This window comes from Bradyrhizobium sp. SZCCHNR1093 (genome assembly GCF_032381175.1).
Lineage (GTDB): Bacteria > Pseudomonadota > Alphaproteobacteria > Rhizobiales > Xanthobacteraceae > Bradyrhizobium.
Genome location: NZ_JAUHJJ010000004.1, coordinates 120,726 through 147,235, shown reverse-complemented (window position 1 = coordinate 147,235; position 26,510 = coordinate 120,726). Strand labels below are relative to the sequence as shown.

Sequence of the window (26,510 nt, the reverse complement as noted above, 5' to 3'; positions counted from 1 at the left end):
GGCGACAGACCGCTCGGCGGCGAGTTGCGGCGGAGTGCGACATGACCGACATGACCGAGCTGAGAACACGCAAGGAGCCGCTCAATCTCGCCATCGTGCATGTCGATCCCGACGCCTTCATCGCCAACCTCATGGGCTGGCTCGAGATCACCGCCTTCATCAAGGCGCAGCGCGCCGGAGAGGCCACGGTGCCTGCAGACGGCAAGACACCCGCATTGTCGGCGGCGCAATTGCAGAACGGCGGCGTCCACGAGGTCGGCAACGACGCGCTGTTCGCCTTCGCGATGACGGCGTCGCTGAAGGGCGACAAGGCCGCGGTCGACAAGGTCGAGACCGCCTTGCTCGACGGCATGGGCAAGGATTTTCCCGGCTCGTTCGCGCTGTGGCACTTTCGCGCCACGATCGATGCACCGACCACGCTCGACGATTTCGTCGGCCAGGCCGGCAAGAAGATGCTGACGGGCGATCTGCCGCCACCGCCACTGCGCGCCAAGGAATATTGGAGCGCCGGACTGCGCTTCTTCGAGAAGGCGCGCAAGTCGAACTTCGTCCACGAGATCATGTATCCGCTGGCGAAATGGACGCGGGCGCGCTGGACCGAGACGGCGGAGAAAGGCGTCGCCTTTCTGCATCACATCGAGGACAACGTCCCGGTGCTGCGCGAGGTGCTGGAGGAGCCGCGAAACGACCAGGCGTTCATCGCCAATGTCCTGCTGAGGCTCGCGCCCGCGGTCGATATGGAATTGAATGAGGAATATCAGGGGTTCCTGCGCTCGCTGGCGCGGCGCAACTGACGCAAGGGTGCGGTGTCAATTCCAGCTGACCCGCCCACGCAAAAAGGCCGGCGGGCGTTACGCCGCCGGCCTCTTGTCGCGACTGCCGGCTCCGGCCGTCCGGTTCCGTCGCATTCCTGGGGAATATGCGAACAGGGTCGCGCGATCTGGTTAATGACAGGTTAACGCACGTATGCCGGAATAACCACGATCCTGGGCTCTACAACCATGATCCCGGGTTTGCGTTCCGGCCATGAAGCAGCGCGAGGACCATCGGCGAGATCGGACAAGACCGTCAGCTCAGTTGCAAGGTGCGCTTCGTCTCACGGCGCAGCGCCTGCTCCTGGCAGCCCGACAGCCGGACGAGCTCCTGGGGATACATGTCGTAGCCGTGGCTGCCAAAGGCACTCTGCTGCGCCATCGGGACCTGCGCAGGCGTCCGGGCCGCATCTGCCCCTCCCCCTGCATTCGACGAACCTCGGACCGGATCGAGCCCAGTGTTCAAAGCGGCCATAGCCAGCTCCGCGAAAGAGTGCCTGCCCCGACTGGAACTATAGTCCACCAGCCACGGGGCGCAATTGGGCAAAACGCCATCAGCCGGCGGTGGCGCGCGCCTGCTCCGCCTCCTGTTCCCAGCGCAGGATGGTCCGCTCAAGATTGTGGAACTTCTCGGCGACGTCGCCGTCGAACAGCGGGTCCTTGCGGTCGGACATGCGGGCATCGATGTCGGCCCAGTCCTCCGCGCTCAGGGCGCGCAGCGCCGCGGGAAACAGCAGGGTCTCCTCCTTGCGCAGGTGCTCGCGCTGGCTGTCGATGAACTGGTGCACGGCGGCATGAAAGCTTTCGCGCAGGATCTCCTGGTCCGACAGCACCGCGTTCACGGCGTCGGCAAAGCCGCGCAGCCGCTGCGCCTCGGTCTCGTGCTCGTCGTCGACGTCGCCATAGGCTGCGGCCGCGGCAGGGTCGCGCTCGCGCAGCTTGTCGAAGATCATCTCCTCCTTGGGATGATGACAGCGCTGCGGATAGTCCTCGAAATAGGCGATGATGCTTTGCAGGATGTCGTAGTCCGGCCGCCGATTGTGATCGAACAGCTCCAATTCGTGCTCGAGCACCGACAGAAGCTTCTCGAGATTCTCGTGCTCCTGCAGCAGCGCTTCGATGATCCTAGCCATGGCCGCCCTCGCCTGTGCGCCGGCCGGGCCCTGCCGAACCGGCATTTTCCCTGAACGCAAAAGACTACGCCCGCGCGAGCGCGGGCGGCATTGCGGCAGATCAAACTGACTGGCCGATGTGACAGGTCAGCGGGACGGGCTCACTCCGCGGCCAGCGCCTGCGGCGCCCGCGCAAGGCCGAGCCGGTCCCAAACGTCGACCAGCGCCTCGGCCAGGGCGTCGATCAGGCCGTCATCATGGTAGGGCGATGGCGTGATCCGCAGCCGCTCCAGGCCGCGCGGCACGGTCGGATAGTTGATCGGCTGGATGTAGATGCCGTGCTCGGACAAGAGCAGGTCGGACGCCGTCTTGCACTTCTCGGGATCGCCGACATGCACCGGCACGATGTGCGTGTCGGACGGCATGACCGGCAGCCCGGCGGCGTTCAGCACGGCCTTGAGTCGGGCCGCCCGATCCTGGTGCCGGTCACGCTCCCACTGCGAGGTCTTGAGGTGGCGAATCGCGGCGGTCGCGGCGGCGCAGACCGGCGGCGGCAAGGCGGTGGTGAAGATGAAGCCCGGCGCATAGGAGCGGACGGCGTCGATCAGATTGGCATTGGCGGCGATGTAGCCGCCGAGGCAGCCATAGGCCTTGGCGAGCGTGCCTTCGAGGATGTCGATGCGGGCCATCGCGCCGTCGCGCTCGGCGATGCCGCCGCCGCGCGGGCCGTACATGCCGACCGCATGGACCTCGTCGACGTAAGTGAGCGCGCCATAACGCTCGGCGAGATCGCAGATCCGGTGCAAGGGCGCAACATCCCCATCCATCGAATACAGGCTCTCGCAGACGATCAGCTTGGGCCGGTCGGGATCGGCCGCCCGCAGCAGCTCCTCGAGATGGGCGAGGTCGTTATGCCGCCAGACCTGCTTCTCGCTGCCGGCCTTGCGGACACCCTCGATCATCGAATTGTGGTTGAGCGCGTCCGACAGCAGCAGGCAGTTCGGCAGCAGTTTTGCGATGGTCGAGATGCCGGTCTCGTTGGAGACGTAGCCCGAGGTGAACACCAGCGCCGCTTCCTTGCCGTGGAGATCGGCAAGCTCGCGCTCGAGCTCGATCAGCGGATGGTTGGTGCCGGCGATGTTGCGGGTGCCGCCGGCGCCGGTGCCCATGCGCGCGGCGACATCGACCATGGCGCCGATCACCTTCGGATGCTGGCCCATGCCGAGATAGTCATTGGAGCACCAGATCACGACGTCCTTCGGCCCCTCCGGCGAATGCCAGATTGCGCGGGGGAAACGGCCGGCGAGGCGCTCCAGATCGGCGAAGACGCGATAGCGCCGTTCCTGGTGCAACTGGTCGAGGGCACGCTCGAAATAGCTGTCGTAGTTCATCACCTGATCCGTCCTTCCCCTGCCCGCGTCCCGAACCTGCGTTCCGGCGCGCCCTTGGAGGCCTGTTCGGGGTCGGACCAAAGCGCAATCCGGCGCGTCCTTCGTTGATCCAGATCAGGGATCGCGCACGATGCCGGGCATCCGGATGCCGCGCGCCGCGGTCCGCGACGCCCCCCGGGAGGCGTTCAGGAGCGCAGCGGGTTCTCCGCATCGGCAACCTCGAGCCGCAGCGGCGCACCGGTGTCGAGGAAGGCAGACAGAGCTGCCTCGTACGGCGCGGGGTCGAGACCGCGCGCGGAGAGCCATTGCGGCTCGTAATAGGTTTGGCGGTAGCGCTCCCCGGAATCGCAGATCAGCGTGACCAGTGAGCCGCTCTGTCCATCCTGCCGCATCTCGGCCGCCAGCCGGCACAGCGCCAGGAAATTGGTCCCGGTCGAGCCGCCGACCGGCCGGCGCAGCCGCCGCGTCAGCACGTTCATCGCCGCGACCGAGGCGGCATCCGGCACCTTCATCATGCGATCCACGACCCCCGGCACGAAGGATGGCTCGCAGCGCGGACGGCCGACGCCCTCGATCAGCGACGGCCGTTCGCACGTCCGGGCGCTGTCGCCGTTGCAGAAGGCGTCAAAGAACGCGGAATGCTGGACATCGGCGACGCACAGCCGCGTCGGGTGGCGGCGGTAGCGCAGATAGCGGCCGATCGTCGCCGACGTGCCGCCGGTGCCAGCGCCCATCACGATCCATTCCGGCAGCGGGCAGCGCTCGCCCTGCAGCTGGTTGAAGATCGACTCGGCGATGTTGTTGTTGCCACGCCAATCGGTGGCACGTTCGGCGAACGTGAACTGGTCCATGTAATGGCCGCCGAGCCGGCTCGCGAGCGCAGCCGCCTCGGCATAGAGAAACCGGCCGTCATCGATGAGATGGCAGTTGCCGCCGTAATGCGTGATCGCGGCGATCTTCTCCGCCGAGGTGGTGCGCGGCATTACCGCGTAGAACGGCACGCCGATCATCTGCGCGAAATAGGCTTCCGATACCGCTGTCGACCCGGAGGAGGCCTCGACCACGGGCGTGCCTTCGCGGATGTGGCCGTTGCACAACGCATAGAGAAACAGCGATCGGGCCAGCCGATGCTTGAGGCTCCCGGTCGGATGGGTCGACTCGTCCTTCAGGTAGATGTCGATGCCCGCGAGCGCGGGCACGATCAGCCGGATCAAGTGCGTGTCGGCGGTCCGGCACTGGTCGGCCTCGATGGCCGACACGGCGTCGTCGACCCAGCCACGGCGATAGCGTGGACCACGGGCTCTGTCGGAAGCTGACCAAGGCGGCGAATTCATCGCGGCAACCGACCATGATCCCTTCGCCACATCAAGCCCGCCCGGCCGCCCATGCCGAGCAAGCTGGGGGCAAATAGCGGTTCGGCGCCAGCCGCCGAGCCTTGGCGCCGCAACGGAGCGAACGGCTTCGCATTTGCATCAGCGGAAAACGCTCGCATCGCTTGCAACTCATGGAATGCACGCGTGAATTTCGGAAGAATCTTTTGAATGACGGCGGGAATGGTCAAATATTTGCACGCTTTTGCGACCAAGCTGGGCATCATCGAACGGCACGACCGAGTCGAGCCTGCATCACGGGCGACCCACGCCTGCTCCGAGGGGCACCATGAGAGTTCTTTCGATTGTTCTGGTTGCGTGCGCGATCAGTCAGGCCGCTCTCGCTGAAGGTCTGGAATGCCGGCGTGTGGCCGACCCGACGCCACGCTTGAGCTGCGTGGAAACGCCGACGACCGCCCAGGCGCCAACCACCTCCCGCACCGACGCCTGGACCCCGGTCGAGCCGCGCCAGGAGGCCCCGGTGCGCGGCGGCGAGGCGACGGCGCCGAGAACCTCCCGGCCCCGTTGAGGCCAGCCGGGCGGCAGCCGACCGCGGCTGCACTCGGCCCTGCAACGGTCTCTCCCCAATCGAGCACCAGGGCGCGGTTCTTTCCCTTGAAGGGCGGCTCATTCTGCCGACATGTAGATCTTGCCGTGCGGCCACGGACCGATGTCAAATCCACCCCCGCGCGGGCGGTGGAGGGCCGGTTCGGCTCCGCCGCATTGGATGATCGGAGACCATGGCTTACTTGCCATCGCAAATGAACCTGCTCGAAGCCCTCGCGACCGTGATCGGCACCGCGGCGATCGCTCCCGCGCTGCTGATCCTCTGGCTGGTGGTCGCCGCCGGTGACAATTCAGGCCCCCCGCTCAAGATCTGGACCGCCTTCCTGCTCGGGGCAGCCAGCGTGCTGCTGCTCGGCATTGTCAGGATGCCGTTCCAGCATGTCGGGCTGACATTGGAGAATCCCTGGATCGCCCAGGCGGTCCGGGCCCTGTTCGGCGTCGCCTTGCCGGAAGAGCTCGCCAAGGTCGCGGTGATCGCCGCGCTATGGTCGCGGCGCCGGCAGGTCGGCAACGCCATGGACACGGTGTTCTATGGCGCGGCCGTAGGCCTCGGCTTTGCTGCCTATGAAAATCTCGCTTACCTCGTCCAGCATGCCGAGATGTGGCGCTCGTTGGCGGTGCTGCGCAGCGTGCTCACCGTGCCGTTTCACGGCGCGCTCGGCATCATTGCCGGTGCCTATCTCGCGATCGCCCGCACCAGTACGGCGCTCGGCGCCAACCGCCACAATCGCGAAGGGGCACGGCTGTCGAGCTGGGCGCTGGTGCTGGCCGCTCCCGTGATGCTGCATGCGGCCTTCGACTATCCATTGCTGTTGCTGCAGCGGGCGTCGACGCTCGACACCGCCGCGCGCCTCTGGCTCGGCGGCGTCAGCGTGCTGATCGGGTTCTCCTCGATCGGCCTCGCCGTACGGCTGGTGCGCCGGGTCGCCCATCACCACACGCCCCGCACCGAGGTGGCGCGGGCAAGACTGAGCCAGCTGCGCAGGATGTGGGCGCTGCTGCTGCTCGGCGGCGCCGCCGGCTTCGTCGGGCTGGGATTCGTGCTGACCTCGATTCGGCATTGGCTGCTCAACCCCGACCGCAACGTCGCCGGCGTTCTGGTTCCGCTGGGCCTCACCGCGATCATCGTCGGCATGGCCCTTCTGATTGTCACGACGACGATCTATGTTTTCGGCCGCAACCGGATGCGGACGACGGCATAATCCCGGCCCCGCCGCGCCATCAGAGCAACGAAACGCGCATCACGCGCTTGTCCCGGCCGTCGTTCCTCACCATCTGCGTGGGAGGCGGACGCGGCATCCAGCCCGTGACCTTGCCCGGAGTGACGATCATGACCCTTCCGCAGGATACGATTCCGCCCGAGCTCGAGCGCATGAGGTCGCAAATGGGCGCAGCCGTGCGCACGCATTGGAAGGCCTTCCTGATCGAGGGCATCCTCCTCGCCGTACTCGGCCTGCTTGCGATGATCCTCACCCCGCTGGCAAGCCTTGCGGTAACGATCTTCCTCGGCTGGATGTTCCTGATCTCGGGCATCACGGGGCTCGCGCTCACCTTCTGGGCCCGCGGCATGCCGGGCTTCTGGTGGTCGCTGTTGTCGGCGGTTCTCGCCATCATCGCCGGAATCATTCTGGTGGCGCAGCCGGTTCAAGGGACGGTAACGCTGACCATCGTGATCGGCGTCTATTTCCTCGCCGAGGGCGTCGCCACCATCATGTATGCGCTGGAGCACCGCCGCGAGCTGTCCGGGCGCTGGTCGTGGCTGGCAATCTCGGGCGTGGTCGACATCGCGATCGCCGGCATCATCATTTCCGGGCTGCCGGGCACAGCGTTGTGGGCGATCGGTCTGCTGGTCGGCATCAACCTGCTGTTCGGCGGGCTGTCGATGATCGGCATGGCGCTCGCCGCGCGCAACGGCTGACGCCGGGGGGCTCGATTTTCGGGATGACAAGCGGCCGCGCGGCCGCTATAGGATGGCCATGATCAACGCCGCCACCAGCTTCTATTGGTACTTTAGCTACGACAGCTCGCTGGCGGCGGGAGGATCGCGCTCAATCTGACACATTGCAGCAAGATATCCGAACGAGCCGCCAGAACCTGGCGGCTTTTTTGTTGCCGGCAGGTGCCCATCAAGACACCCAGGAGCCCGCCATGCTGAGCACCACAGACGATCTTCGTATCAAGGAAATCAAGGAATTGAGCCTGCCGGCGGAGGTGATGGGTGAAATCCCCCGCACCCTCACCGCGACCCGTGTGGTGATGGCGGCGCGCAACGCGATCCACGCCATCCTGACCGGCAGCGACGACCGCCTGCTGGTCATCGTCGGCCCCTGCTCCATCCACGATCCCGACGCGGCGATCGACTACGCCGGCCGCCTCGCCACCTTGCGCGAGCGCCTCGCCGACCGCCTCGAAATCGTGATGCGGGTCTATTTCGAGAAGCCGCGCACCACCGTTGGCTGGAAAGGCCTGATCAACGATCCCGGCCTGGACAATTCCTTCGACATCAACAAGGGCCTGCGGCTCGCGCGCAGCGTGCTGTCCGCCGTCAACAATCTCGGCCTGCCGGCGGGATGCGAATTCCTCGACATGACGACGCCGCAATACATCGCGGACCTCGTGGCCTGGGCCGCGATCGGCGCGCGCACCACCGAGAGCCAGATCCACCGCGAGCTGGCCTCAGGCCTGTCGTGCCCGGTCGGCTTCAAGAACGGCACCGACGGCAACATCCGCATCGCCGCCGACGCGGTGAAATCGGCCGCTCATCCGCATCATTTCATGGCGGTGACCAAGGGCGGCCGCTCGGGCATCGCGGCGACCACCGGTAACGAGGACTGCCACATCATCCTGCGCGGCGGCAGCGGCCCCAATTACGACGCCGCCCATGTCGAGCAGGCCTCGGCCGAGCTGATCAAGTCCGGACTGCCGGCGCGGCTGATGATCGACACCAGCCACGCCAATTCGAGCAAGAAGCCGGAGAACCAGCCGCTGGTCGCCGCCGACGTCGGACGCCAGCTTGCCGCAGGCGAGCAGCGCATCATGGGCGTGATGATCGAGAGCCATCTCGTGGCGGGTCGGCAGGACGTGAAGCCGGGCGTGGCGCTGACCTACGGCCAGAGCATCACCGACGGCTGTATCGGCTGGGACACGACGGTGGAGGTGCTGGAGCAGCTCGCCGAAGCCGTCGCCGCCCGGCGTGCGGCGCATCGCAACTCGCCGCGTGAGCGCTCGGCGTAGCACTCACGACCGATGAGCGGCGCGCGTCGGGCGCGCCGCAGGTCGCGCTCAGCAGCCGCGGCAGATGCCCTTGATCTTGCGATCGAGCTCGCGGTCTTCCTTGGTCATGCCGCTGAATGAATTTTCTTCGGCCTGCTCGGCCTTGGGCAAATCGCTCGGGCGGACCTGGCGGTGACCGACCGGCGCCTGCGGCGGCATGCCGCTCTTCGATCCGGTGCCGGCGGAGGAGCCGCTGCCGCTCTGCGCCAGCGCGATGCCATCAGTCACGACCATCAGGAGCCCCATCGCGATCGCAAGTCTCTTCATGTTGCTCCTCCGTGTCAGCGGAATCGGCAGGACACTTCATCCCGCGGCGGGCGGATAGAGGTGCGCCTCGCCGCAATAGTCAATCACACGATAGCGCGTTTGCGCACCTGCCGCATGATCCTGCTCAACAGTTTCATCGGCAGTGAGGTATTGCGGCCCCACCGGCGCCTTGCCGTAGCCGCCGGGAATGTCGAGCACGTAGTCGGGCTGGCACAGGCCGGACACCCGGCCGCGCAGCGTTCGGATCAGGGCCTGACCTTGCGCCAGCGTGGTCCGCAGATGCGCCGTGCCCGGCGCGAGGTCGCCATGGTGCAGGTAATACGGCTTGATGCGAATCTCGACGAAGGCGCGCATCAGCGCCTCCAGGGTCGCCGCATCGTCATTGACGCCGCGCAGCAGCACCGACTGGCTGACCATGGGAATGCCGGCATCGATCAGCCGCGCGCAGGCCGCCTGAACCGCAGGGCTGAGCTCGCGCGGATGATTGGCGTGCAGCGCGACCCAGGTCGCGGCGCCCGGCACCTTCAGCGCCTCGACCAGCGCCGGCGTGATGCGCTGGGGATCGGCGACCGGCAAACGGGTGTGGATACGGATGATCCTGACGTGATCGATGCCGGCGAGATCGGCCATGATCTCCTTCAGCCGCCGCGGCGACAGCATCAGCGGATCGCCGCCGGTGAGGATCACCTCCCAGACCTCGTCATGTGCGCGGATGTAGTCCAGCGCCGCGCGATAGGCCTCCTCCGACAGCGCGTTGTCCTTGCCGGGCCCGACCATCTCGCGGCGGAAACAGAAACGGCAATACACCGCGCAGACATGCACGAGCTTGAGCAGCACGCGATCGGGATAGCGGTGCACGATGCCGGGCACCGGCGCATGCGCGTCGTCGCCGATCGGATCGCCGCGCTCGCCGGGCGCGGCCTTCAGCTCGTCCATGCTGGGCACGAACTGGCGCGCGATCGGATCATTCGGATCGTCAACGTCGATCAGGTCGGCGAGATGCGTCGTCACCGCCACCGCATAGCGCTGCGCCACGCGCGCCAGCGCCGGCTGGTCCGCCGCGTCAGCCAATCCCTGCGCGACGAGATCCTCGGCGCTGCGCAATGTCGTCGGACGTTCGACCCTGTTCATCGCTCACCTGCCGGCGGCGTCCATACCACCTGGTCGATCCTCGTGGCGCCGGCCGCCAGCATCACCAGGCGGTCGAAGCCAAGCGCCACGCCGCTCGCCTGCGGCATCGCGGCCACGGCGGCGAGGAAGTCCTCGTCGAGCGGATAGCGGTCGCCATAGCGCCGCTCCTTCTCGGCCATCTCCTGCTCGAAGCGGCGCCGCTGCTCGGCGGCGTCGGTGAGCTCGCCAAAGCCATTGGCGAGCTCGACGCCGCAGGCGTAGACCTCGAACCGTTCGGCAACGCGCGGGTCCGCCGCCACCCGCGCCAGCGCGGCCTCCGGCGCCGGATATTCATATAGCACGGTGAGGCGTCCCTGCCCGAGATGCGGCTCGACATGCTCGACCAGCACCTTGCTGAACAGGTCCGACCAGGTGTCGTCGTCGCTGATTCGGATCTTGCCAGCGGCGGCCTGCGCCAGCGCCGCGCGGTCGCCCGCGCCGTCGCGGATGGTCGCCAGCAGGTCGATGCCTGCATGGCGCTCGAACGCGCCGGCAACCGTCAGCATCTCGGGCTCTGCGAAGGGATCGGCGGTGCGGCCGCGAAAGGCGAACTGCCGGATTCCGGTCGCCTGGGCCGCGTGCGCGATCACCACGACCGTGTCGGCCATGATCGCATCGTAGGGTGCCTCCGCCCGATACCATTCCAGCATTGTGAATTCCGGCAGATGCAGGTCGCCGCGCTCGCGGTCGCGGAACACGCGGGCAAACTCGAAGATCCGCCGCTCGCCGGCCGCCAGCAGCTTCTTGCAGGCGAATTCCGGCGACGTTCGGAAATACCGCCGATGGCGGGTTCCGTCCGGCCTCGTCAGGTCGGTGCCCGGCGCGTGCAGATGGGTCTCGTTGCCCGGCGACACCTGCAGGATGCCGGTCTCGACCTCAATAAAGCCCTGCTCGTCGAACCAGGCCCGCAGCGCGCGGATGATGGCGGCCCGGGCGAGCAGGAACGGCCTGATGTCGGCGTGCCGCTGCGGCGACCACCAGGGCGAAGGCTCGGGCTCCCGGGACATCAGGGGATCGCCCGTTCGGGCCGCAAAAGACTGGCAACCCCGGACAAAATCAGTATGTTGCCGCCCGAAACCGCATTCCGCGTCGCGCGGCGCCCCGGCCCAGTCCGGCGCCCCTTTTTCAGTGTCAGGAAAACAGCTTTGAAAGTCATCGCCAGCTCTATTCGCAAGGGTAACGTCATTGAGCAAGATGGAAAGCTCTATGTCGTCGTCACCGCCGAGAACATCCATCCCGGCAAGGGCACTCCGGTCAGCCAGATCGAAATGCGCCGAATCAGCGACGGCGTGAAGATCTCCGAGCGCTTCAAGACCACCGACCAGGTCGAGAAGGCGACGATCGAGGAGCGCAACTTCACGTATCTCTACGAGGATGCCGACGGCTTCCACTTCATGAACCCGGAGACCTACGACCAGGTCCAGGTGCCGAAGGACGTGGTCGGCAACCAGGCCGCCTATCTCCAGGAGAACATGACGGTCAAGCTGTCGATGCACGACGTGGTCCCGGTGGCGATCACGCTGCCGCAGCGGGTCACGCTGGAGGTGGTCGAGACCGAGCCGGTCACCAAGGGCCAGACCGCGTCGTCGTCCTACAAGCCGGCGGTGCTCTCCAACGGCGTTCGTACCGGCGTGCCGGCGCACATCACGGTCGGCACCCGCATCGTGGTCATGACCGAGGACGGCTCCTACTGCGAGCGCGCCAAGGACTGAGGCATCTCGAGGATCTGACGCCGGGGGGCGTGGGGGGAATTGGGGGCACGGGTCACCATCATCGCCGCCGCCCTTGCGGCGGTCATCGCGCTGGCCGCGTCGCCAACGCGCGCGGCGGATGGTTTCACGACGCCCTCCGTCACCGTCAATCGCGCCGACTGGCGCGCGGCGCTGGACCAGCTCCGCTCCGAGCTCAACGCGGCGCCCGAGGTCGCCGCCAACTTCGCGCCGGCGCGCCGGAGCAGCGTTTCGGCCGGCGATGCGCGGCGCAGGCCCGCGCTGGTCCAGCTCAACGGCGTGACCTCAACCATCTTCACGGGGATCGGACGCAGTCCGGTCCCCGTTTTGCTGCCGTTCGACGCCTCCGCCTATCTCGCCGCGCGCCGCAGCGCCGCCATCGCGGCGCGCGGCCTGCCGCGCTATCAGGCCGACTTCCAGACCGACCTGTTCGATGCCGGCCCGTCCGGCTACGACGCGGTGTTCTCGCTGCCGCCGGAGGTGACCTCCGGCCTGCCGTCGCGCGTCTTCGCAAAACCGGTCGAGATCCAGATCACCGGATCACTCCTCACCTACGATGTCGCCGATCCCGCGGGCGGCAAGGGCGAAGCCGTCAAGGCGCTGTCAGCGCAATATCCCGATCTGCGCCGCTTCATTCGCGAGGGCTATGTCCGCTACGCCTTCACGCGCTTCGGCGTGCCCTATGTGGTCTCGATCCAGTGCCTCGACAGCGCGCCGCGACTGCGGCGGCTCGCCTGCCGCGAGGCCAATCCCATCGCCGAGCGCTTCCTCAAGGCACTGCGCATCGCCGGCGGGCAGCCGTCGCGCATCCCGCCGGAGATCGCGCCGCTCGCCGCCGAGCGCCCGGTCACGCTGGATGCCGATTTCACCTATCGGCCCGTTGGCGACATCGTCGCCAACAGCGGCGGACGCGGCCAGGGCGGGCGGGCCGACCGCACCGTCTATTCGCAGATCCGCTACCCCCTTGATGCGCCGGCCTATGTGCATTCGCAGTCGTTCGGCCGCCGGCGCGCGAGCGACAAATTCGACCAGCCGTGGAGCCAGTATCCCTGGCGCGACAATTTCTGCGAGGCGCGCAGCTTCAACGTCGGCCAATGCGCCAGCGGCTTCGGCCATCAGGGCCAGGATCTCAGGCCGGGCGCCTGCCCGGTGCGCCGCGACGGCGCCGACGGCTGCAACCCGTGGCGGCAGCGCGTGCTCGCCGTGCGCGACGGCGTCGTGATCCGCTCAACCCGGCAGCAGGCCGTGACGGTGCAGGTCAACAGCGGCACCGAGCACGTCCGCTTTCGCTACATGCACATGAATCCCGCGGCGATGGATGCCGACGGCCTGCTCAATGGCCGCAGCCTCCGCGAGGGCGAGCCGATCGGCGTGGTCTCGAACTATCTCGACCATCCCAACGGAACCACGCGCCATCTGCATTTCGACGTCCAGCTGTTCACGCGCGATGGCTGGATCTGGGTCAATCCCTACGTGACGCTGATTGCAGCCTATGAACGCCTGATCGGCGGCCGCGGCCGCGAGGTCGGGCTGGAGGAGATCGCCGCGTCGCCGCCGGCGACCACCGGGGCACTCGGATCGTCGCCGCTCGGACCTGCGGCCGACGCCGCCGCCGCGCGCGACCGGAACTGATCGCCGGCGGACCCGGAACCGGGGCCCACCGCTCCGGGTTGTCTGGCCACGGAGGATCGCAGATGATGACAGCCAACCCGCATCGCAGAGCCGGACCGGCGCTCGTTTCAGCCGCGATTGCGCTGCTCTGCGTGGGCGCGCTGACAATGCTGGTGCGCGACCGCTGGCATCCGCCGGAGATCAAGTCCCCCGAGGCGGCACGGCATTCGACGACCGGCCAGGTTGCCCGCGCCGCCGGCGCGCGGGTGATGCCGACCGACCCCAGCCTCGCAGTCGAGCCGAAGCCGGAAGGCCCCAAGCGGGCGCAGCCGGCGAATCCGTTTTGAGCGTGGCACGCGCGCTTATTCGTTCGAGCTGATTGCAAGCGGCATCTGTCTCCCGCAACTCTCAGCGAAGACAGAAGACGGGGAGACAGTCAACAGTCACGCCGACCACTTGTCCTCTTCGCGACGATGCTCCTCGGCATTGAGGCGGTCCGCAATCTCTTGCGCCATCGCCTTGTTCTTGGTCGTGGCGATCGGCTTGCCGTCCTGGCGCTGCACGCGCTCCTTGTCGGCTTCCAGCGGAAAATCCTCCGGCTTGAGCGGTTCGTCCGTCCCGGTCATGCGCGCCTCCTCTGCCTCCCGCGCATAACCCGCCGGGCCGTGCCGCGGTTCCAGGCAACTCAGGAGGCCGCCCGCGCCGGCCGCTCCGCCGGCGTCCAGCGGAACGCGACGCCGTAGCGATTCCAGAGATTGATCACGCCGATCGCCGACGTCAGGAACACCAGCTCCGTTTCCGAGAATTCCGCCCGGGCCTGCGCATAGACCTCGTCGCTGACGCCGCCCTGCAGCGTGGTCAACGCCTCGGTGAAGGCCAGCGCCGCGCGCTCGCGTGCCGAGAATTGCGGCGCCTCGCGCCACACCACGACGAGATTGATCTTGTCGGCGGAGACGCCGAGCTTCTCGGCCAGCAGCACGTGATGCTGCACGCAGAACGCGCAACCGTTGATCTGCGACGCCCTGATCTTGACGAGCTCGAGCAGTTGCTTGTCGAGGCCGGCCTTGGCCGCCTGCTGACTCACCGCAAGGATGGCATCGTACAGCTCCGGCGCCTGGCTCCGGAACGTGGTGTACTCGCTGCGCGCATGTGACATGGTCTGTCTCTCGTGTTATCAGATATCTGATAACTTATCAGGGCTCTGATGATATGCGCAAGGCACCGGAATTGACGACCTCGCGAGCGTCGCGAAAGGCAGCCCCCGCAAAGGCCGGCCCCGCGCGTCGGCCGAAGACAGCGGCCCGCCCGCCATCGCCCGGCGAGGGCAAGCGCGGCGAGGACGGCTACCTCGCCTATTTGCTGCGCCAGGCACAGGCCGCGGCGCGGCTGTCGCTCGACCGCGCGCTCATCGCGACCGGACTGACCCATCCGCAATTCGTGGTGCTGACGATGCTCAAGGCCTATCCCGGGCTGTCCGGCGCCGACCTCGCCCGCGTCGCGCTGCTGACACCGCAGACCGTCAACGTCATCATCGGCAATCTCGAGCGCGACGGCGCCATCCAGAGAGCACCGCATCCCGTGCACGGCCGGGCGCTGCAATGGACCCTGACCCGGCACGGCCTCGCTCTGCTCGCCAAGGCCCGGCGCCGCGCCAGCGCGCTGGAGCGGCGACTCGCCGGCGACCTGAGCAAGCGGGACCTCGCGACCATCCGCCGTTGGCTGGCCCGCATCGCCGCCGAGCTCCACCAAGCGTGAAAGTTCCGCCCGTTCCGGGCTTTGCCGCCGGCCCGCATCAGCGGGTAGACTGCCCTCCATGACTCAGTCCGATTCACAGCCCGATACGATGACCCGCCGCGCCCTGCTCCGCTCCGGCATCGGTGCCGCCGCGCTGCTCGGCCCCGCCCTGCCGGCAGCGGCTGCCCCGGCCGAGTTCGAGGCCTGGCGCGACGGCTTTCGCGCCCGCGCGCTCGCCAAGGGCATCTCGCCGGCCACCTGGACCCGGGTCATGGCGCGGCTCGAGCCCGACATGACCGTGTTCAAGGAGTTGCGCAACCAGCCGGAGTTCAAGGAGCAGCTCTGGCAGTACATCAACCGTCGCGTCTCCGACTGGCGCGTCATCAACGGCAAGATCGCGCTGCAGAAGAACGAGGCGCTGTTCGCCCGCATCGAGAAGGACTTTGGCGTCGAGCGCGGCACGCTGCTGGCGCTGTGGGGCGTCGAGTCCGCCTATGGCGATCCGCTGGTGCAGCAGAACCACATGCGCCCGGTGTTTCCGGCGCTCGCCGCGCTCGCCTGGAACGAGCCGCGCCGCAAGGCCTATTGGGAGACCGAGCTCACCAACGCGCTGAAAATCGTCGATCGCGGCTGGAGCACGCCGGAGGAGATGCGCGGCTCCTGGGCCGGCGCGATGGGCCACACGCAATGGATGCCCGAAGTCTGGCTCAACGTCGGCTTCGACTATGACGGCGACGGCAAGATCAACCCGTTCGGCCGCCCCGACGACGCGCTCGGCTCGACCGCGCGCTATCTCGTCAACCGCGGCAAATATCACCGCGGCGAACATTGGGGCTACGAGGTGCGCGCGTCCGGCAACATGTCGGGCAGCCGCAGCTACGCGGCCTGGCAGGCAGCCGGCATCACCCGCGCCGACGGCCAGCCGTTCCCACAGCCCAATGCCACCGCGCAGCTCTGGATCCCGGTCACAGGCGGCCCCGCCTTTCTGCTCGGCCCGAACTTCTATTCGGTGAAGTCCTACAATCCGGCGATGAGCTACGCGCTCGCGATCTGCCATCTCGGCGACCGCATCCTGGGCGCCCCGCCGTTCCTGCAGCCCTTCCCCGGCTCCGAACGCACGCTGACGCTTGCCGAGGTGCAGGAGATGCAGAAGCGCCTGACGGCCGCCGGCTTCGACACCGGCGGCACCGACGGCCGCGTCGGCAACGACACCATGAAGGCGATCCGCGACTTCCAGGCCAAGGCCGGCCTCCAGCCGGCCGACGGCTATGGTGGCCTGAAGGTGCTGGCGAAGCTCAGACAGGGCGGCTAGCCGCGAAGAAATGTAGGGTGGGCAAAGGCGCGGCCGTGCTCTCGCCACCGGAGAGCTGGTAGTGGCGCCGTGCCCACCACCTCACCGCTGAGCACGCCGCCCGACGGTGGGCACGCTGCCGCCTTCGGCGGCTACCTTGCCCACCCTACGTGTCCGTCATGTTGCGAGCAACGGCGACGCTCAGCTTGCGTCACGCCTTGGCCGCCGCCTCGCGGTGTCCCCTCGGCGCCTTCGCCTTGGGCTGCGACGCGCTCGACGCCCTGACGCGAATGCGCACCGAGCCGCCTTTCGGCTGCTCCTCGATCTCGAACGCGCCGGTCTTGCGGACGAGATCGCTCAGCTTGCGGCAGCCATAGGTGCGCGGATCGAAGTCGGAGACCAGGTTGGAGAGCTGCTTGCCGACCTCGCCGAGCGCGACCCAGCCGTCCTCGCTCTCCATCTGCGTGATGACGTTCTTGATCATCGGCGTCGCCGCGGTGATGGGCAAAAGAGATTTGGGTGCCGCAGCCGTATCGGCGTCCTTGCTGGTCGCGGCGTCGCTGCGCAAATTCTCGGTGTAGATGAACCGGCGGCAGGCCTGCCGAAAGCTCTCCGGCGTCTTCTGCTCGCCGAAGCCGAACACGTCGATGCCCTGCTCGCGGATGCGCGCCGCGAGCCGGGTGAAGTCGCTGTCCGAGGACACCAGGCAGAAGCCGTCGAACCGGCCGCTGTGCAGCAGGTCCATGGCGTCGATCACCAGCGTGATGTCGGAGGCGTTCTTTCCCGTGGTGTAGGCGAACTGCTGCTGCGGCACGATGGCGTGTCTGGCGAGCGTGTCGGCCCAGGGCCTGGAGCGCGGGCTGGAGAAGTCGCCATAGATCCGGCGCACGCTCGCCTCGCCGATCTTGGCGATCTCCTCGAACAGCCCGTCCACGATCTTGGCCGAGGCATTGTCGGCATCGATCAGAACGGCAAGACGCGGCGAGCGAGGTTCGGACGGCATCGGATAGTCCTCAAAGTTGGCCCAGTTCTCATTCCCTTATACGCGCCCTTATACGCGGGCCGACATCCAGCCGAATGATTTTCTTGAGACGAATGGCAAGACCACGGGATGCGCAACCAGGCACTCCGCGAGTCGCGGCACGGCTGGCAGGTTGCGCGAAGACCGGCCGCTGACGCTCCCTCCGTTCGTACACGAACAAATTTGGGTTCCAGGCCTGTTCTGACGGTTGTTTTCACCTTCTCTTAATTTGCCTCGCACAACGATGCGGACGACCCAACGATGGGATCTGCGGCAGATGATGAAGGAAGGCACCTATTCGGCCTGGTTCAGGACCCCCAAAGGCCAGGGAACCGGCATCGTCGAGCTGGTGGGCGGCAAGGTCTGCGGCGGCGATACCGTGCTGAGCTATGCCGGCAGCTACGAGACGCATGGCGATCGGTTTACCGCCATCATCAAGACGAAGCGTCACGCGCCGGGACAGCCGTCGCTGTTCGGCCCCGACGAGCTGACGCTCAGCCTCGAAGGGTGCTGCAGAGGCACGCCCGTCACGTGCTCCGGCTATGCCGCGGAAGCTCCCGACGTGCCGTTCGAGGCGCTGCTGCTGTTCTCGGCGTCCGACGACGCCGCACCTCCGCAAACGCCCCGGCCGACGCCGAAATTCAGTCCCGATCATCTGCCGAAGCCGTCCTGGCGCTGAGCTGTCGCGGTTGTCGAGGAGCCCTGTGTCGCGCGCTGCGACCCGATCCCACGGACGCTCGATCTCACCTGCTGAGACGTGATCCGATCTCAGATCGAGCGCGATCGCCATCGCATGCTCCTCACGGCACCGACGCGCTGATCCTGCTCACGAGATCGAGGACGCGCTGGGTTCGGACGCCATGCGGGTTGACGGCGAGATCGACCAGCTCGACCAGCACCAGGCGCTTCGACGGAACGACGACGACCAATTGCCCACCATAGCCATTGGCCAAGAAGGCGCTGACGCCCGGACTGCCCTTCGTGTACGTCCACCAGAGATAGCCATAGCCGCGTTCAGGCTGCTCGGTATCCGACAGCCGCGTCGTCGATTCCGTCACCCAATGAGCCGGGATCAGCTGGGTCCCGTTCCAGCGTCCGCCGTTGAGATAGAGCACGCCGAACCGCGCGAGGTCGCGTGCGCTCATGTGAAACACGTAGGCGGGATGAGAGGACGAGTCCTCCTTCTGGTAGTGACCATCCTTCGTCGAAAAATCCTCCATGCCGAGCGGCCGCGCGATCCGCGTCTCGAAGCTTTTGAACACGTCGCCCAGGGATTGCCGATAGATCGTGCCGAGCGCATTGAAATCCCAATTGTTGTAGTACCAGAAGCTGCCAGGCGGATGGCTTCCGCGGGCAGGCCGGAGGTCCTTCATCCGCGGCGTCTCGTAGGCCGCGAGATGATAGACGCCGGAACGAGCCATCAACAATTGGCGAACCGTCGCGGTCTTCTCGGTCGGCGACAGGGCGTCGGGACGATCGTCAATCGCAAGTTCGGCAAGGGTGCTGTCGAGGTTGATCCGGCCCTCCTCGACCGCCAAGCCGTACAGGGCGCTGATGAGGCTTTTGCGCTCGGACCGGATATTGACCTTGGCGCCGATGTCACCCGACGACGCAATGATCTCGTCGTCTCTGACCACCATGATCGCCGTCGGCTTCTGCGCGTCGGCGAACTGCTGAACCTCCTGCGAAATCGCCGCGGTCCAAGGCTTTTCGCTGGGGTTTGCTGTCTGCCAGTGCAGGCCCGGTTCGGCATGCGCCCACGGCAAGCACAGCAACAGCACCACGAAGACACCAGACAGATATTGCATCGAACACCCACATTGTCGGACAGCCGCCCTCGTCGCGAAGATGACTCAGTGCGCCAAGATGGCAAATTGGCAAGAACGAGCGGCAGGTTGCAACACCGACGTCCCGTCGCCGCGTGCTCCTCAACGCCACAGCAAGCGAACGTCATGTCTCGCACCGATGTCAGTCGGATGACCGAAACCGCTTTGGGAGGCGCAAGATTTCGCTTGCTATTCTTATGAAAATCGGAAATTATATGACGGTCCCGTCCTCATGAGAGGGGCGCTTCGCGATCGTCACGAACGTGGAGGATGGGATGCGGTGGCCGCGATCGTGTCGCAGCGTGCTCGATGTACGCGGACGAACGGCAGGTTGCGGACGTGAAATCGCGTGGTCCTGGCGCCCCGATGCTGGCGCCAAGTCTTTGGGTGATGATGATCCCGGAGACGACGGTGGCTATCAAGCCGAACACCGGGGAGATCGCGTATAAGCGTTAAGACCTCCGCGCAGGGAATGCCGGTTGAAACGGCTTTGCCTGTGGTGACTGCCGCCTGCTTTTTGTTTGCAGGCGGGCCATGGGTGAGGCCTTCACCCGGCATTCCCTGCGCCCTCTCTTCTCTGATGAGGGTCTTGATCCAGCATCACTCGAGCGCAGATGCGCGGCGGGATTACAAAGACTTGCCCTGTAATCACGCGACGGCCCCCCGCACTCCGCTGTCGTCCCTGCCTCCGCGCGGTGTTGGGGCCGCTACCTGATCATCGCCGGTCCATGATCCGGCACGGCGACATCGAGCACGCGCAGTTGCACGCGCTCGACTCCCTGGTAGCGGTCGACGGTGAGCGTGCCGGCGACGTGCAGGATCTGGCCGCGATGCTGAACCAGCGCGTTGCCGAGCTTCTGGCCAACCGAGCGGAATGCGATGGCGTTCACCATGGCGCCGTCACCGGACTTGAAGCGCAACTTCAGATGCGCCTGCCCGACCTCGTCGGCATAGACCAGTTGATGCGATGGCAGCGCCACGATCGGCTCGGGATTGCCGCTGCCGAACGGACCGGCGCGATTGAGGGTCGCGACCAGCTCCGGCGTCGCGGCGCGCGCGCTGATGGCGCCGTCGATCAGGATCTCGTTGACGTGCCGTGCGTCGGCGACGTCGGCGGCGAGCGCGCTTTCGAGAAAGGCGCGAAACTCGGCCAACCGCTCCTTGCGCAAGGTGACGCCGGCGGCCATCGCGTGCCCGCCGCCCTTCATCAGGATGCCCTGCTCCACGGCATGGCGGACGGCCTTGCCGAGATCGACTCCGGGAATCGAACGGCCCGACCCGGTGCCGATGCCGCCCGGCTCGAGCGCGATCGCAAACGCCGGCCGGGCAAACTTTTCCTTGAGCCTGGACGCGACCAGCCCGACCACGCCGGGATGCCAGCCCTCGGACGCCGTCACGATGACGGCGCCCTTGTCCTCCAGGCCGAGCGAGGCCAGCGCCTCGGCCTCGGCCTGCGCTTCGGCCTGCTGCTCGATGACGCGGCGCTCGCTGTTGAGGCGGTCGAGCTCGGCGGCGATGCGCGCGGCTTCGGAGACGTCGCTTTCCAACAGCAGCCGCACGCCGAGATCGGCGCGGCCGATGCGCCCGCCGGCATTGATGCGCGGTCCCAGCATGAAGCCGAGATGCCAGGCTTCGGGCGGACCGTTGAGCCGGGCGACATCCATCAGCGCGGTGTGCCCAACATGGTCGCGCCGGCGCATCGCGATCAGGCCCTTGGCGACGAACGCGCGGTTGAGCGCGATCAGCGGCGCGACGTCGGCGACGGTGCCGAGCGCGACGTGATGCAGCATGCTGAGCAGATCCGGCTCCGGGCGCGTGCTGCTCCAGAAGCCGCGGCCGCGCAGCTCGCGATTGACCGCAACCAGCGTGACCAGCGTCAGGCCGACCGCGGCGAGATAGCCGAGGCCGGAGAGATCGTCGGGCCGGTTCGGATTCACCAGAGCGTTAACCTCGGGCAGGTCCTCGCCGCATTGATGGTGATCGATCACCACCACGGACATGCCGAGCCGCCGCGCCTCCGCCAGCGGCTCGAGGCTGGTGGTGCCGCAGTCGACCGTCACGAGCAGCGTCGCGCCCTTGGCCGCGAGCGCGCGGATGGCGTCGACGTTCGGGCCGTAGCCTTCGAAGATGCGGTCGGGAATGTGGATCAGCGGATCGAGCCCGCAATGGCGCAGGTGCCAGGCGAGCAGCGCCGCCGAGGTCGCGCCGTCGACATCGTAGTCGCCGAAGATCGCGACCTTCTCGCCCTTGACCGCGGCGTCGGCAATGCGCTCGGCCGCCGCCTCCATCTGCGTCACCGTGAACGGATCCGGCATCAGCTTGCGGATGGTGGGATCGAGGAAGTCGTTGACTTGATCGAGCTCGACCTCACGCCCCGCCAGAACCCGGGCCAGCATCTCCGGCAGTTGATAGCGCTGCACCATCGCCAGCGCCCGCGCCGCACCGCGCGCATCCAGCCGGTCGCGCCACAATTTGCTGGTCAGCGACAGCCGCACGCCGAGAAACGCCTGCGGGGCGCTCAGGGGCAGTGCAAGGGCGGATGGTGCCATGACGCGCGGGGCCTCGCTTGCAGCGCAGCGATTCGAAACGGACGCCGTCGAATCTACAGCAACTGGCCTGCCTCAGCAGGTTCCATCCATGAAACCCACCAGAATCGTCCCAGAACTTGGCGGAACTCACAGGAAATCAGGGAAATGCCGCCCATATACGGCTGGTTGCCTAAAATTCGAGCTGCGTTCAATGGAGTGCATTAAACAGCCGTTAGGCGAACTCCGTAACATTTCAATCAATTATTACGTCCGATTTGTCCGCCCTCTTCGTGCCGACCAGGAGGCGCGGCAACATGGAGTTCATTGCCGATGCTGACCGCGCCCGAGTTGAAGACGCAGCCCTCCGCCGCTCCGGCACAAACGACTCCCAAGGATGACGAGACCGACGTCTCGGCGCTGATCGCCCGGCTCACCGGCGAGGTCAATCAGATCGCCTGCGAGAAGACCAAGTCGATCCAGCAGATCACCAACCAGATGAAGATGCTGGCGCTGAACGCGCTGATCGAGAGCTCGCGGGTCGGCGCCCAGGGCGCGGGCTTCGCCGTGGTGGCCCAGGAGGTCCGCGCCGTCGGACAGCTCGTCGAGACCATCGCGCGCGAGCTGGAAGGCCAGCTCACGACCCGCACCGGCAATCTGAAGAGCTCGATCGAACGCATGACCGAGCGGGCGCGCGGCGAGCGCATGGTCGATCTGGCGCTGAATGCGATCGAGCTGATCGACCGCAATCTCTACGAGCGGACCTGCGACGTGCGCTGGTGGGCGACCGATTCGGCCGTGGTCGATTGCGCGGCGGACCCAGACGCCGCACGCGTCGCCCATGTCTCCGATCGGCTCGCGGTGATTCTGTCGGCCTACACCGTCTATCTCGATCTGTGGCTGTGCGATCCGAGCGGCAAGGTGATCGCCAACGGCCGCGCCGACCGCTTCAACGTCGTCGGCCAGAGCGTCGCCGACACCAAATGGTTTCGCGAGGCGCGCGGACTGCGCTCGGGCGACGACTACGTCGCCGGCGACGTCGAGTGCCAGCCGCTGCTCGGCAACGCCCAGGTCGCGACCTATTGCGCCTCGGTCCGCGAGGACGGCAAGGCCCATGGCAAGCCGCTCGGCGTGCTCGCCATTCATTTCGACTGGGAGGCTCAGGCGCGCGCGATCGTGCAGGGCGTCCGCGTCAGCGAAAGCGACAAGGCGCGCGTGCTGCTGGTGGATTCGAATCTGCGCGTCATCGCGTCCTCGGACGGCCAGGGCATTCTCAGCGAGCGGGTGTCGCTGAAGCTCGATGGCAAACGCAGCGGCTTCTATCAGGACATCTCCGGGCGCATGGTCGCGTTCCACGCGACGCCCGGCTACGAGACCTACAAGGGTCTCGGCTGGTACGGCGTGATCGTGTCGGGTGCGTGAGGCAGGAGGATCAGCAGCCCAGCCGGTCGGCGATGCCGCCGAAATCATCGGCGACGATATCCCAGGCGCCGGTGGCCTCGAAATCGCGGCTCTGCAGCGGGCCGTATTCGGTGGGGCGGGCGACAAAGGCGGTCTTGAGGCCGTAGCGTTGCGCCGCCTCGAGATCATTGTTGTGCGCGGCGACCATCATCACCTCGCCGGGCGAAAGGCCAAGGAGACGTGCGGCACCGAGATAGGTCTCGGGATCGGGCTTGTAGTGCGCGAACAGCTCTGCGGAGAGCACGAGGTCCCAGGGCAGACCCGCAAACTTCGCCATGTTGGTGAGCAGCGCGACATTGCCGTTGGAGAGCGGCGCGATGATGTATTTGGACTTCAACCGGGTCAGCCCGGCGACACTGTCGGGCCACGGATGCAGCCGGTGCCAGCCGCGGGTGAGATGATCGAGATCGGCTTCGGTGAGGCCGGTGATGCCGAGCTGCGCGACCAGCGTCTCCAGCGAGCGCCGGTGCAGCACGTCGAGGATGACGTAGCCGCGCTCCGGATGCCTCCGGACCTCGTCCATCGAGCCGACATAGAGCCCGCGCCAGCCATCGACCAGCGCGGTCCAGTCACCCTGGATGCCGCGGGTCTTCGACCACGCGGTAAAGTCGTTGATCAGGCTGGTGCGCCAGTCGACGACAGTGCCGAACACGTCGAACACCAGCGCCTTGACCATGGACAGATCGGACATGCTGAGCCGCTCTCCAATTTCGTCATTCCGGGATGCGCGCACAGCGCGCAGACCCGGCATCTCGCGCCACGGTCTCGAGATTCCGGGTTCACGCTCCGCGTGCCCCGGAACGACTGTGCTGGATCAGTCGAGGTGGAATTTCGCCAGCTGGCGGTGCTCGGCGCGGATGTAGCGCACCGTGCCGGTGACCGAGCGCATCACGACGGTCTCGGTCTCGATGACGCCGTCCTTGCGGAACTTGACGCCGGAGAGCAGCGAGCCGGTGGTGACGCCGGTGGCCGCGAACAGACAGTCGCCGCGGGCCATGTCCTCGATGCCGTAGATCATCTTGGGATCACCGACGCCCATCTTGTGGGCGCGCTCGCGCTTCTCCTCGGTGTCGAGGATCAGGCGGCACTGCATCTGGCCGCCGATGCAGCGCAGCGCCACCGCGGCCAGCACGCCCTCCGGCGCGCCGCCGGTGCCGAGATACATGTCGACGCCGGTGTTGTCGGGATCGGCGCAGTGGATCACGCCGGCGACGTCGCCGTCAGTGATCAGGCGTACCGCAGCGCCGGTCGAGCGCACGCCCTGAATGATGTCAGCATGGCGCGGGCGGTCCAGCACCAGCACCGTGATCGCGCCCGGCTCGACGCCCTTGGCCTTGGCGAGCCGGCGGACGTTGTCGGCAGGCGTCGCGTCGATGTCGACCACGCCCTTGGCGTAGCCGGGGCCGACCGCGATCTTCTGCATGTAGACGTCGGGAGCATGGAGGAGCGTGCCGCCATCGGCCATCGCCATGGTCGCGATCGCGCCGGGCATGTTCTTGGCGCACAGGGTGGTGCCCTCGAGCGGGTCGACCGCGATGTCGACCCTGGGGCCGGCATTGAGGCCGACCTTCTCGCCGATATAGAGCATCGGCGCCTCGTCGCGCTCACCCTCTCCGATCACGACCGTGCCTTCGATCGGCAGCTTGTTGAGCTCGCGGCGCATCGCATCCACGGCGGCCTGGTCGGCCGGCTTCTCCTGGCCGTGGCCGCGCAGCCGCGCCGCCGATACCGCCGCCCGTTCGGTCACGCGCACCAGCTCCAGCGTCAGGATGCGCTCGAGCAGCAATTGTTGCGGGACAGAAATCTGCGTCGACATCGGTCAACTCCTCAAGACGTCACGGCGGACATCCGCCATCAAAATCTACCGCTCGCACGCCGCCCCCCTGGGCGGCAGCCGGGTCAGGCGGTCGGCACGAATGGCCGTTCCCCGCCTGTCTACTCTCCCGGTTTGAGCATGAACCTATACCAAACGCCACGCGTTTGTTTGAGCAGGGACAAGCGGTTCCCTGTGCATCATGCGCTAGTTCTTCTCGATCCGGATCACCTGGGGCTTGCCGCTGATGACCTTGTCGCGCTGCACCGCCTGGAGCGCGCGATGCACGGCGTCCTCGTGGGTCGCGTAGGTGATCAGGATCACCGGGACCGGAGCGGACTTGCCGGCGGTCTTCGCCGGCTCGCTGCCGTTGGGATGGCGCTGCACGATCGATTCGATCGAGATCTTCTGCTCGGCGAGCCGGGTCGCGATGGTCGCTGCCGTGCCGGCATGGTCGCGCGCCATCAGGCGGATGTAGTAGCCGCCCTCGTGCCGCTCCATCGGGGCCTTCTCGGTCGCCTGCAGCTTATCGACCGGCCGTCCGAACGGCGCCGCGCGGATACCGCGCGCGACATCGGCGATGTCGGCGACGACCGCGGAGGCCGTGGCGGCGCCCCCTGCTCCCGGACCGACCAGCGTGATCGGCGGGATACCGTCGCCGTCGATCGTGACCGCGTTGGTCACGCCCATGACCTGGGCGATCGAGGAGGATTTCGGCACCATCGTCGGATGCACCCGCTGCTCGATGCCCTTGGCGGTGCGCACGGCAACGCCAAGCAACTTGACGCGGTAGCCGAGCTCGGCGGCCGCGCGCAGGTCCTCCGGCGCGATCGAGGAGATGCCTTCGACATAGACGGAGTTCTGCGCCACCTGGGTGCCGAAGGCGAGGCTCGCCAGAATCGCAAGCTTCTGTGCGGTGTCATGGCCGTGGATGTCGAAAGACGGGTCAGCCTCGGCATAGCCCAGGCGCTGGGCATCCTTGAGGCACTCGTCGAACGACAGCCCTTCCTGCTCCATCCGCGTCAGGATGTAGTTGCAGGTGCCATTCAGGATTCCATAGACGCGGTTGATGCCGGTGCCGGCAAGCCCCTCGCGCAGGGTCTTGATCACCGGAATGGCGGCACCGACGGCCGCTTCGAAGTTCAGCGCGCCACCATGCTTCTCGGCCGCCTTGGCGAGCTTCAGGCCATGCTTCGCAATCAGTGCCTTGTTGGCGGTCACCACCGACTTGCCGGCCTTGAGCGCGGTGTCGATCGCCGACAGCGCGGGATCACCCGCGCCCCCCATCAGCTCGACCAGGCAGTCGATTTCGGGATCACCAGCCAGTGCGATCGGATCCTTGGCCCATTTGATCCCGGACAGATCGATGCCGCGCTTCTTGGCCTTCGACCGCGCCGTCACGGCAACGACCTTCACCGGGCGTCCCGTCCGCTCGGTGAGCACGCGCCCCTGACGCTCGATGAGACGAACGACCTCGACACCCACGGTGCCGAGGCCCGCGATGCCCACTCTCAGGGGTGCGACCATGGAATCAAA

At 66.9% G+C, this 26,510-nt stretch carries 26 protein-coding genes; 11 read left to right on the top strand and 15 right to left on the bottom strand.

The window, feature by feature from the left end; genetic code table 11:
* Nucleotides 1-41 precede the first annotated feature (41 nt).
* On the top strand, nucleotides 42-794 hold the full coding sequence (locus tag QX070_RS15265) for a hypothetical protein (protein WP_315737853.1): 753 nt from the start codon (nucleotides 42-44) through the stop codon (nucleotides 792-794).
* A 274-nt stretch (nucleotides 795-1,068) separates the two neighbouring features.
* Here QX070_RS15265 and QX070_RS15260 read toward each other — a convergent pair whose 3' ends face one another.
* The 4 genes from QX070_RS15260 to QX070_RS15245 all read right to left on the bottom strand — a co-directional run bounded on the left by QX070_RS15260 (nucleotide 1,069) and on the right by QX070_RS15245 (nucleotide 4,649).
* Nucleotides 1,069-1,194 (bottom strand): hypothetical protein, encoded by a 126-nt coding sequence (locus QX070_RS15260; RefSeq protein ID WP_315737852.1) that lies wholly within the window; start codon nucleotides 1,192-1,194, stop codon nucleotides 1,069-1,071.
* A gap of 172 nt (nucleotides 1,195-1,366) precedes the next feature.
* Nucleotides 1,367-1,945, bottom strand: coding sequence for a hemerythrin domain-containing protein (locus tag QX070_RS15255; RefSeq protein WP_315737851.1), 579 nt, complete (start codon nucleotides 1,943-1,945; stop codon nucleotides 1,367-1,369).
* 140 nt (nucleotides 1,946-2,085) lie between these two features.
* A complete protein-coding gene (gene hemA, locus QX070_RS15250) occupies nucleotides 2,086-3,315 on the bottom strand; it encodes a 5-aminolevulinate synthase (RefSeq protein WP_315737850.1) in 1,230 nt (409 codons plus the stop codon).
* A 185-nt stretch (nucleotides 3,316-3,500) separates the two neighbouring features.
* A complete protein-coding gene (locus tag QX070_RS15245) occupies nucleotides 3,501-4,649 on the bottom strand; it encodes a PLP-dependent cysteine synthase family protein (RefSeq protein WP_315737849.1) in 1,149 nt (382 codons plus the stop codon).
* Nucleotides 4,650-5,425: 776 nt separating this feature from the next.
* Here QX070_RS15245 and QX070_RS15240 point away from each other — a divergent pair.
* The 3 genes from QX070_RS15240 to QX070_RS15230 all read left to right on the top strand — a co-directional run bounded on the left by QX070_RS15240 (nucleotide 5,426) and on the right by QX070_RS15230 (nucleotide 8,486).
* Entirely contained in the window at nucleotides 5,426-6,454 is a 1,029-nt protein-coding gene (locus tag QX070_RS15240) for a PrsW family intramembrane metalloprotease (protein WP_315737848.1), read from the top strand.
* Between the two features lie 128 nt (nucleotides 6,455-6,582).
* Nucleotides 6,583-7,170, top strand: coding sequence for an HdeD family acid-resistance protein (locus tag QX070_RS15235; RefSeq protein ID WP_315737847.1), 588 nt, complete (start codon nucleotides 6,583-6,585; stop codon nucleotides 7,168-7,170).
* Nucleotides 7,171-7,400: 230 nt separating this feature from the next.
* Entirely contained in the window at nucleotides 7,401-8,486 is a 1,086-nt protein-coding gene (locus QX070_RS15230; RefSeq protein ID WP_315737846.1) for a 3-deoxy-7-phosphoheptulonate synthase, read from the top strand.
* 48 nt (nucleotides 8,487-8,534) lie between these two features.
* On the opposite strand, the gene QX070_RS15225 is transcribed toward QX070_RS15230, so the two are convergent.
* The 3 genes from QX070_RS15225 to epmA are packed head-to-tail and all read right to left on the bottom strand — an operon-like array spanning nucleotide 8,535 to nucleotide 10,969.
* Nucleotides 8,535-8,792, bottom strand: coding sequence for a hypothetical protein (locus QX070_RS15225; RefSeq protein WP_315737845.1), 258 nt, complete (start codon nucleotides 8,790-8,792; stop codon nucleotides 8,535-8,537).
* A 36-nt stretch (nucleotides 8,793-8,828) separates the two neighbouring features.
* Entirely contained in the window at nucleotides 8,829-9,923 is a 1,095-nt protein-coding gene (locus QX070_RS15220; RefSeq protein WP_315737844.1) for a lysine-2,3-aminomutase-like protein, read from the bottom strand.
* Complete coding sequence (epmA, locus tag QX070_RS15215) at nucleotides 9,920-10,969, bottom strand: EF-P lysine aminoacylase EpmA (protein ID WP_315737843.1); 1,050 nt, start codon at nucleotides 10,967-10,969, stop codon at nucleotides 9,920-9,922. The genes QX070_RS15220 and epmA overlap by 4 nt, the downstream gene beginning before the upstream one ends.
* Nucleotides 10,970-11,107: 138 nt before the next feature.
* On the opposite strand from epmA, the gene efp reads away from it, so the two are divergent.
* From efp to QX070_RS15200, 3 genes are all read left to right on the top strand, one after another.
* Nucleotides 11,108-11,674 carry an elongation factor P gene (gene efp, locus QX070_RS15210; RefSeq protein WP_315712097.1) on the top strand — a complete coding sequence of 189 codons (567 nt, stop codon included), beginning with the start codon at nucleotides 11,108-11,110 and terminating at the stop codon, nucleotides 11,672-11,674.
* A gap of 39 nt (nucleotides 11,675-11,713) precedes the next feature.
* Nucleotides 11,714-13,324, top strand: a complete 1,611-nt coding sequence (locus tag QX070_RS15205; RefSeq protein WP_315737842.1) for a M23 family peptidase — start codon at nucleotides 11,714-11,716, stop codon at nucleotides 13,322-13,324.
* Between the two features lie 62 nt (nucleotides 13,325-13,386).
* Complete coding sequence (locus QX070_RS15200; RefSeq protein ID WP_315737841.1) at nucleotides 13,387-13,650, top strand: hypothetical protein; 264 nt, start codon at nucleotides 13,387-13,389, stop codon at nucleotides 13,648-13,650.
* A 96-nt stretch (nucleotides 13,651-13,746) separates the two neighbouring features.
* On the opposite strand, the gene QX070_RS15195 is transcribed toward QX070_RS15200, so the two are convergent.
* Together QX070_RS15195 and QX070_RS15190 are read right to left on the bottom strand one after the other, a co-directional pair.
* The gene (locus tag QX070_RS15195; protein WP_315737840.1) at nucleotides 13,747-13,929 is read right to left on the bottom strand and encodes a hypothetical protein; all 183 of its coding nucleotides are present in this window, start codon (nucleotides 13,927-13,929) and stop codon (nucleotides 13,747-13,749) included.
* A 59-nt stretch (nucleotides 13,930-13,988) separates the two neighbouring features.
* Nucleotides 13,989-14,459: a carboxymuconolactone decarboxylase family protein gene (locus QX070_RS15190; protein ID WP_315737839.1), complete on the bottom strand. Its 471-nt coding sequence runs from the start codon at nucleotides 14,457-14,459 to the stop codon at nucleotides 13,989-13,991.
* A gap of 53 nt (nucleotides 14,460-14,512) precedes the next feature.
* On the opposite strand from QX070_RS15190, the gene QX070_RS15185 reads away from it, so the two are divergent.
* Both QX070_RS15185 and QX070_RS15180 read left to right on the top strand, forming a co-directional pair.
* Nucleotides 14,513-15,058, top strand: a complete 546-nt coding sequence (locus tag QX070_RS15185) for a MarR family winged helix-turn-helix transcriptional regulator (protein ID WP_315737838.1) — start codon at nucleotides 14,513-14,515, stop codon at nucleotides 15,056-15,058.
* Between the two features lie 58 nt (nucleotides 15,059-15,116).
* Nucleotides 15,117-16,349 (top strand): lytic murein transglycosylase, encoded by a 1,233-nt coding sequence (locus QX070_RS15180; RefSeq protein ID WP_315737837.1) that lies wholly within the window; start codon nucleotides 15,117-15,119, stop codon nucleotides 16,347-16,349.
* 190 nt (nucleotides 16,350-16,539) lie between these two features.
* Here the strand turns inward: QX070_RS15180 and QX070_RS15175 are convergent, their stop codons facing one another.
* Nucleotides 16,540-17,331 carry an NYN domain-containing protein gene (locus QX070_RS15175; protein WP_315737836.1) on the bottom strand — a complete coding sequence of 264 codons (792 nt, stop codon included), beginning with the start codon at nucleotides 17,329-17,331 and terminating at the stop codon, nucleotides 16,540-16,542.
* Between the two features lie 295 nt (nucleotides 17,332-17,626).
* On the opposite strand from QX070_RS15175, the gene QX070_RS15170 reads away from it, so the two are divergent.
* Nucleotides 17,627-18,028: a hypothetical protein gene (locus QX070_RS15170; RefSeq protein ID WP_315737835.1), complete on the top strand. Its 402-nt coding sequence runs from the start codon at nucleotides 17,627-17,629 to the stop codon at nucleotides 18,026-18,028.
* A 121-nt stretch (nucleotides 18,029-18,149) separates the two neighbouring features.
* Here the strand turns inward: QX070_RS15170 and QX070_RS15165 are convergent, their stop codons facing one another.
* Together QX070_RS15165 and recJ are read right to left on the bottom strand one after the other, a co-directional pair.
* Nucleotides 18,150-19,157 carry a serine hydrolase gene (locus QX070_RS15165; RefSeq protein ID WP_315737834.1) on the bottom strand — a complete coding sequence of 336 codons (1,008 nt, stop codon included), beginning with the start codon at nucleotides 19,155-19,157 and terminating at the stop codon, nucleotides 18,150-18,152.
* Between the two features lie 725 nt (nucleotides 19,158-19,882).
* The gene (gene recJ / locus QX070_RS15160) at nucleotides 19,883-21,724 is read right to left on the bottom strand and encodes a single-stranded-DNA-specific exonuclease RecJ (RefSeq protein ID WP_315737833.1); all 1,842 of its coding nucleotides are present in this window, start codon (nucleotides 21,722-21,724) and stop codon (nucleotides 19,883-19,885) included.
* A gap of 309 nt (nucleotides 21,725-22,033) precedes the next feature.
* Here recJ and QX070_RS15155 point away from each other — a divergent pair, with 309 nt between their 5' ends.
* Nucleotides 22,034-23,122 carry a methyl-accepting chemotaxis protein gene (locus QX070_RS15155; protein WP_315737832.1) on the top strand — a complete coding sequence of 363 codons (1,089 nt, stop codon included), beginning with the start codon at nucleotides 22,034-22,036 and terminating at the stop codon, nucleotides 23,120-23,122.
* A gap of 10 nt (nucleotides 23,123-23,132) precedes the next feature.
* Here QX070_RS15155 and QX070_RS15150 read toward each other — a convergent pair whose 3' ends face one another.
* The 3 genes from QX070_RS15150 to QX070_RS15140 all read right to left on the bottom strand — a co-directional run bounded on the left by QX070_RS15150 (nucleotide 23,133) and on the right by QX070_RS15140 (nucleotide 26,501).
* A complete protein-coding gene (locus QX070_RS15150; RefSeq protein ID WP_315737831.1) occupies nucleotides 23,133-23,852 on the bottom strand; it encodes a haloacid dehalogenase type II in 720 nt (239 codons plus the stop codon).
* Nucleotides 23,853-23,975: 123 nt separating this feature from the next.
* Nucleotides 23,976-24,977, bottom strand: coding sequence for a class II fructose-bisphosphatase (glpX, locus tag QX070_RS15145; protein ID WP_315737830.1), 1,002 nt, complete (start codon nucleotides 24,975-24,977; stop codon nucleotides 23,976-23,978).
* A 204-nt stretch (nucleotides 24,978-25,181) separates the two neighbouring features.
* Entirely contained in the window at nucleotides 25,182-26,501 is a 1,320-nt protein-coding gene (locus QX070_RS15140; protein WP_315737829.1) for a homoserine dehydrogenase, read from the bottom strand.
* Nucleotides 26,502-26,510 lie beyond the last annotated feature (9 nt).

Excerpts from the sequence above, each read along its gene's own strand:
- QX070_RS15265 (WP_315737853.1), top strand. The coding sequence starts at position 42 with ATGACCGACATGACCGAGCTGAGAACACGCAAGGAGCCGCTCAATCTC.
- QX070_RS15260 (WP_315737852.1), bottom strand. The coding sequence starts at position 1,194 with ATGGCGCAGCAGAGTGCCTTTGGCAGCCACGGCTACGACATGTATCCC.
- QX070_RS15255 (WP_315737851.1), bottom strand. The coding sequence starts at position 1,945 with ATGGCTAGGATCATCGAAGCGCTGCTGCAGGAGCACGAGAATCTCGAG.
- hemA (WP_315737850.1), bottom strand. The coding sequence starts at position 3,315 with ATGAACTACGACAGCTATTTCGAGCGTGCCCTCGACCAGTTGCACCAG.
- QX070_RS15245 (WP_315737849.1), bottom strand. The coding sequence starts at position 4,649 with ATGAATTCGCCGCCTTGGTCAGCTTCCGACAGAGCCCGTGGTCCACGC.
- QX070_RS15240 (WP_315737848.1), top strand. The coding sequence starts at position 5,426 with ATGGCTTACTTGCCATCGCAAATGAACCTGCTCGAAGCCCTCGCGACC.
- QX070_RS15235 (WP_315737847.1), top strand. The coding sequence starts at position 6,583 with ATGACCCTTCCGCAGGATACGATTCCGCCCGAGCTCGAGCGCATGAGG.
- QX070_RS15230 (WP_315737846.1), top strand. The coding sequence starts at position 7,401 with ATGCTGAGCACCACAGACGATCTTCGTATCAAGGAAATCAAGGAATTG.
- QX070_RS15225 (WP_315737845.1), bottom strand. The coding sequence starts at position 8,792 with ATGAAGAGACTTGCGATCGCGATGGGGCTCCTGATGGTCGTGACTGAT.
- QX070_RS15220 (WP_315737844.1), bottom strand. The coding sequence starts at position 9,923 with ATGAACAGGGTCGAACGTCCGACGACATTGCGCAGCGCCGAGGATCTC.
- epmA (WP_315737843.1), bottom strand. The coding sequence starts at position 10,969 with ATGTCCCGGGAGCCCGAGCCTTCGCCCTGGTGGTCGCCGCAGCGGCAC.
- QX070_RS15200 (WP_315737841.1), top strand. The coding sequence starts at position 13,387 with ATGATGACAGCCAACCCGCATCGCAGAGCCGGACCGGCGCTCGTTTCA.
- QX070_RS15195 (WP_315737840.1), bottom strand. The coding sequence starts at position 13,929 with ATGACCGGGACGGACGAACCGCTCAAGCCGGAGGATTTTCCGCTGGAA.
- QX070_RS15190 (WP_315737839.1), bottom strand. The coding sequence starts at position 14,459 with ATGTCACATGCGCGCAGCGAGTACACCACGTTCCGGAGCCAGGCGCCG.
- QX070_RS15185 (WP_315737838.1), top strand. The coding sequence starts at position 14,513 with ATGCGCAAGGCACCGGAATTGACGACCTCGCGAGCGTCGCGAAAGGCA.
- QX070_RS15180 (WP_315737837.1), top strand. The coding sequence starts at position 15,117 with ATGACTCAGTCCGATTCACAGCCCGATACGATGACCCGCCGCGCCCTG.
- QX070_RS15175 (WP_315737836.1), bottom strand. The coding sequence starts at position 17,331 with ATGCCGTCCGAACCTCGCTCGCCGCGTCTTGCCGTTCTGATCGATGCC.
- QX070_RS15170 (WP_315737835.1), top strand. The coding sequence starts at position 17,627 with ATGATGAAGGAAGGCACCTATTCGGCCTGGTTCAGGACCCCCAAAGGC.
- QX070_RS15165 (WP_315737834.1), bottom strand. The coding sequence starts at position 19,157 with ATGCAATATCTGTCTGGTGTCTTCGTGGTGCTGTTGCTGTGCTTGCCG.
- recJ (WP_315737833.1), bottom strand. The coding sequence starts at position 21,724 with ATGGCACCATCCGCCCTTGCACTGCCCCTGAGCGCCCCGCAGGCGTTT.
- QX070_RS15155 (WP_315737832.1), top strand. The coding sequence starts at position 22,034 with ATGCTGACCGCGCCCGAGTTGAAGACGCAGCCCTCCGCCGCTCCGGCA.
- QX070_RS15150 (WP_315737831.1), bottom strand. The coding sequence starts at position 23,852 with ATGTCCGATCTGTCCATGGTCAAGGCGCTGGTGTTCGACGTGTTCGGC.
- glpX (WP_315737830.1), bottom strand. The coding sequence starts at position 24,977 with ATGTCGACGCAGATTTCTGTCCCGCAACAATTGCTGCTCGAGCGCATC.
- QX070_RS15140 (WP_315737829.1), bottom strand. The coding sequence starts at position 26,501 with ATGGTCGCACCCCTGAGAGTGGGCATCGCGGGCCTCGGCACCGTGGGT.